The organism is Chimaeribacter arupi, assembly GCF_002858805.1.
In the GTDB taxonomy this organism is placed as follows: domain Bacteria; phylum Pseudomonadota; class Gammaproteobacteria; order Enterobacterales; family Enterobacteriaceae; genus Chimaeribacter; species Chimaeribacter arupi.
Genome location: NZ_PJZI01000068.1, coordinates 1 through 4,473, shown reverse-complemented (window position 1 = coordinate 4,473; position 4,473 = coordinate 1). Strand labels below are relative to the sequence as shown.

Sequence of the window (4,473 nt, the reverse complement as noted above, 5' to 3'; positions counted from 1 at the left end):
TCCGGTGCGTTATCGATCTGGTCGAAAGCACGCGCCTGGCCACCGAATTTCTTAGCCAGTACGTTGGTGATTGCAGCGGTCAGCGTTGTTTTACCGTGGTCAACGTGGCCGATAGTACCGACGTTAACGTGCGGTTTTTTACGTTCAAATTTTTCTTTAGACATCGATTGTCCCTCTAATACACGAGTAAATCGGTGGTTTCACCACATCAACCAAGCATTTGCTTGCTGAATCCACAACAGAAAGAGAATCAGGGGCGAGATAATAAGAAGTGGTGCTGATAGGCAGATTCGAACTGCCGACCTCACCCTTACCAAGGGTGCGCTCTACCAACTGAGCTATATCAGCACATCTTGGAGCGGGCAGTGGGAATCGAACCCACATCATCAGCTTGGAAGGCTGAGGTAATAGCCATTATACGATGCCCGCATCCTGGAACTCGGCTACCTGATTTTTCTGTAGACTGTTGAAGTCAGAAAGAGGATTGGTAAGTTACGGTCTCTTTCTGCTTCGCCTGAAATCACTCTGGGTCATTTCAAGCTTCCCTATCGCCAGGCGCTAGGGGGAAATTGGTGGTGGGGGAAGGATTCGAACCTTCGAAGTCTGTGACGGCAGATTTACAGTCTGCTCCCTTTGGCCGCTCGGGAACCCCACCTGGTTACTTGATTTGGTGCCGGCTGCCGGAATCGAACTGGCGACCTACTGATTACAAGTCAGTTGCTCTACCAACTGAGCTAAGCCGGCATCAAGTGCAGCGCATTCTAGGGAGACATCCGCACCTATGCAACAAAAAATTTGTTTTTCGTGCGCTTATGCTCAGTTTTTACGCAAATCATTCTTTTTGCGCCCAAACAGAATAGAAAATAGCCAATAAATTGACTTAAGCAGTAAGGAAATGACGGTATGAAACGCGATGTTGTGCCGGCGGTATCCTTCTTTCTTTCCAATTTTAGTACTCAGCGATCCCTCCTACTCTCTTGCTCACCCCGCTCTCTCAAACAAATTTACCGCAGCTATCAACAGATGTTGGAGCTAAGTCTCAAAGAAAACATGCCTTTGTAAGAAAATTGTCTACGTGAAAAATTAAGCTGTTTATAATAGACAGCTTGTTTACTGTCTGGGTAGGCGTACGGCGCCCCTCCCGGCATGCGCTAACAGGCAGACGCAGCTTATGACGAAAAAAGACCAATCCCTGGCGACGCCCTACCTCCAGTTCAACCGGACGCAATGGGCAGCCTTACGTGATTCAGTGCCGCTCACGCTTACCGAAGAAGAGATCGTTAAGTTAAAAGGTATCAATGAAGATTTGTCTTTAGATGAAGTGGCACAGATCTATCTGCCCCTGTCTCGCCTGCTCAACTTCTACATCAGTTCAAATTTACGTCGTCAGGCCGTGCTGGAACAGTTTCTCGGTACTGATGGTCAGAAGATCCCTTATGTTATTGGGATTGCCGGCAGCGTCGCGGTAGGTAAAAGCACCACAGCGCGTTTACTGCAGGCTTTATTAAGCCGCTGGCCTGAACACCGGACAGTTGAATTGATCACGACAGACGGTTTTCTGCACCCGAACAAGGTATTGCAGGAACGTGGGTTAATGAAAAAGAAAGGATTCCCGCAATCCTATGATATGCATAATCTCGTCCGGTTTGTGTCAGAGATTAAATCAGGTGCACAGCAGGTTACAGCACCGGTTTATTCGCACCTGATTTATGATGTTATCCCTGACGGCCATAAAACGATTGAGCAACCTGATATTCTGATTCTGGAAGGGTTGAACGTTTTACAAAGCGGCATGGATTACCCACATGATCCACACCGGGTGTTTGTTTCTGATTTTGTTGATTTTTCTATTTACGTTGATGCGCCAGAAGAGCTATTACAAGGATGGTATATTAACCGGTTCCTAAAATTCCGGCAGGGCGCGTTTTCTGATCCAAACTCATATTTCCATAATTATGCCAAGCTCTCTGAACCAGAGGCGATTAACATTGCTACGCAGCTATGGCGTGAAATTAATGGATTAAATCTGCAAGAAAATATATTGCCCACGCGTGAACGCGCCAGCTTGATAATGACTAAAAGTGCTAATCATGCTGTAGAGTCAGTACGTTTAAGGAAATAATAACAGGGGGTATTCCCCCCTGTGTTGTTAAACCCCACGTAACGAAATTTCGCCACCGATAAACGGTTTTATGATGCCATCACGCTCCAGCAACAATCCGCCTTGAGCATCAATTCCGCGTGCTATGCCATAAATTTCTTGATCACCAATAAGCAACTTCACTTCACGATCTTTGAAATTATCTAACTGGTTCCAACGTTTAATAAAGGGTGACAGGCCCTCTACTTCAAATTCACGTAGTGCCTGCCTTAAATGCCTCAGCAGCATTGCAGAGAGCTGATTGCGATCAATCACTACACCGGCTTCCTGTAGGTTAATCCAGCCCTGATTGATTGCCTGGCTGTTAGACTCGCGCATAGCCAAATTGATACCTGCGCCGATAACCAGCTGTGCTGCATCACCTGTTTTGCCTGTCAGCTCAACCAAAATACCTGCTAATTTGCGGTCCTGCAGATAGAGATCGTTAGGCCACTTCACTCTGACATCCGCTGCACCTAATTGCTGCAACACCTCAGCCATGACAATACCGATAACCAGGCTGAGCCCCATGGCAGCAGCCGGGCCCTGCTCCAGCCGCCAGAACATGGACAAATAAAGGTTGGCACCAAAGGGCGAAACCCATTGCCTTCCACGACGTCCACGGCCTGCATGTTGATATTCAGCGACACAGGCATCCCCAGACTTCAGCTCGCTAATCCGATCCAAAAGGTATTGATTTGTAGAATCGATAACTGAAAGTACAGTGATATTCCCTTCCGGCAAGTTCGCTATTATTTTTTCTTTATCCAAAAGCTGTATAGGCGCAGGTAAACTGTATCCTTTTCCTGGAATAGTAAAGATGTCTAATCCCCATTCACGGATAGTTTGAATGTGCTTATTCACAGCAGCACGACTCATTCCCAATTCGTTGCCCAGTTGCTCGCCTGAATGAAATTCGCCATCTGATAGGATATGGACAAGATGTAATGGGGTCGTCAGATCTTTCATGAAAGTGCCTCTACAGCATTGACTTCACCGTGTGCTGCAATAAAGCGCACCTCGGGTTCAAGCCAAATGTCAAAACGTGCCGCGACTGTTTCGCGTACATATTTGGCTAATGCTCTAATCTCATCCCCAGATGCCTGCCCCCTATTGATTAAAACCAGCGCTTGTTGGGCATGCACGGCAGCTTGCCCCTGGGCGTGACCTTTCAGGCCACATTTATCAATCAGCCAACCTGCGGCTAACTTAGTCTCACCATTAGCTTGAGGATAGGCAGGAACTTCTGGGAACTCCTGCTGAATTTTTTCTAAAATGGCTTGCGAGACAATAGGGTTCTTAAAGAAACTGCCGGCATTCCCTGTTACCTCAGGATCAGGCAACTTACTACGCCGCATATGGCAAACGGCCTCAAATACATCCTGTGCAGTGGCTGTTGATGCATTTAAATTTCTCAGATCCCCATAACTTAAGGTCGGCTGCCATGCTTTTGGCAGGATAAAGCCCACAGCAGTAATAGCGTATCCCTCACGATATTGATGCTTGAAGATACTTTCACGGTAACCAAACAGACATTCTTCCCGGTTGAGACGTGTCATTTCGCCAGTATGCAAATTAATAATATCGACGTAATTACATACATTCTTCAACTCAATACCGTAAGCACCAATGTTCTGGATAGGCGCAGAGCCAACACAGCCAGGGATCAGGGCTAAATTTTCTAAGCCTTTTATGCCTTGTTCCAAGGTATGGCAAACCAGCTGATGCCAATTTTCACCGGCACCGACTTCCAATAGCCAGTGAGTAGACGTTTCTGAACAGCTAATACCTTTTATGCGATTCAGAATAATAGTGCCATCAAAGTCTTCGAGGAAAAGCATATTACTGCCCTCCCCCATCAATAAAATATCCTGCTGGATTGATGTTGCTGCTTGCCAGGCTGAGAGCAATTTTTCAACAGAATCGGCATTAATGATGTTTTGTGCTTTAGCGTCAATATGGAATGTATTGCAAGACTTCAACGATATTTGGGGATTAGGCATGACTCAAAACTCATCTCAACGGGATCTAAGGTAGTCTACCTGATCCTGGGCCTGGTAGATCGATTGTTTAAAGCCCACAACGCTAAAAGACTCGCTCAATAGCAGGAAGCGATATGACCTATGACAGGGCTTTGATCAGAAAGAGAGAATAAGGCTACTACTGACAATAAGAGATTATTGATGCATAAATAGGCATAAGAAATAGATTTGTTCCATAGCAAAAAGGCCATCCTTGCGGATGGCCTCGTGCTTAATTTGATGCCTGGCAGTTCCCTACTCTCGCATGGGGAGACCCCACACTACCATCGGCGCTACGGCGTTTCACTTCTG

General features: G+C 46.5%; 4 protein-coding genes and 4 tRNA genes. 1 reads left to right on the top strand and 7 read right to left on the bottom strand.

Annotation, left to right across the window (positions count from 1 at the left end; genetic code table 11):
• The 5 genes from CYR52_RS21995 to CYR52_RS21975 all read right to left on the bottom strand — a co-directional run.
• Positions 1–164 (bottom strand): GTP-binding protein (locus CYR52_RS21995; RefSeq protein WP_241506094.1); only part of this gene is annotated, 164 nt, incomplete at its 3' end.
• Between the two features lie 108 nt (positions 165–272).
• Positions 273–348 (bottom strand) — tRNA-Thr (locus tag CYR52_RS21990).
• A gap of 6 nt (positions 349–354) precedes the next feature.
• Positions 355–429: transfer RNA gene (locus tag CYR52_RS21985), tRNA-Gly, on the bottom strand.
• Between the two features lie 141 nt (positions 430–570).
• Positions 571–655, bottom strand: a tRNA-Tyr gene (locus CYR52_RS21980).
• 13 nt (positions 656–668) lie between these two features.
• Positions 669–744, bottom strand: a tRNA-Thr gene (locus CYR52_RS21975).
• A gap of 427 nt (positions 745–1,171) precedes the next feature.
• Between CYR52_RS21975 and coaA the strand changes: the two genes are divergently transcribed.
• Positions 1,172–2,122 carry a type I pantothenate kinase gene (gene coaA / locus CYR52_RS21970; RefSeq protein ID WP_072933839.1) on the top strand — a complete coding sequence of 317 codons (951 nt, stop codon included), beginning with the start codon at positions 1,172–1,174 and terminating at the stop codon, positions 2,120–2,122.
• Between the two features lie 27 nt (positions 2,123–2,149).
• Here coaA and birA read toward each other — a convergent pair whose 3' ends face one another.
• Both birA and murB read right to left on the bottom strand, forming a co-directional pair.
• On the bottom strand, positions 2,150–3,109 hold the full coding sequence (gene birA, locus CYR52_RS21965; RefSeq protein WP_101829436.1) for a bifunctional biotin--[acetyl-CoA-carboxylase] ligase/biotin operon repressor BirA: 960 nt from the start codon (positions 3,107–3,109) through the stop codon (positions 2,150–2,152).
• Positions 3,106–4,143: a UDP-N-acetylmuramate dehydrogenase gene (gene murB, locus CYR52_RS21960; protein WP_072933835.1), complete on the bottom strand. Its 1,038-nt coding sequence runs from the start codon at positions 4,141–4,143 to the stop codon at positions 3,106–3,108. The genes birA and murB overlap by 4 nt, the downstream gene beginning before the upstream one ends.
• Positions 4,144–4,473: the final 330 nt, after the last annotated feature.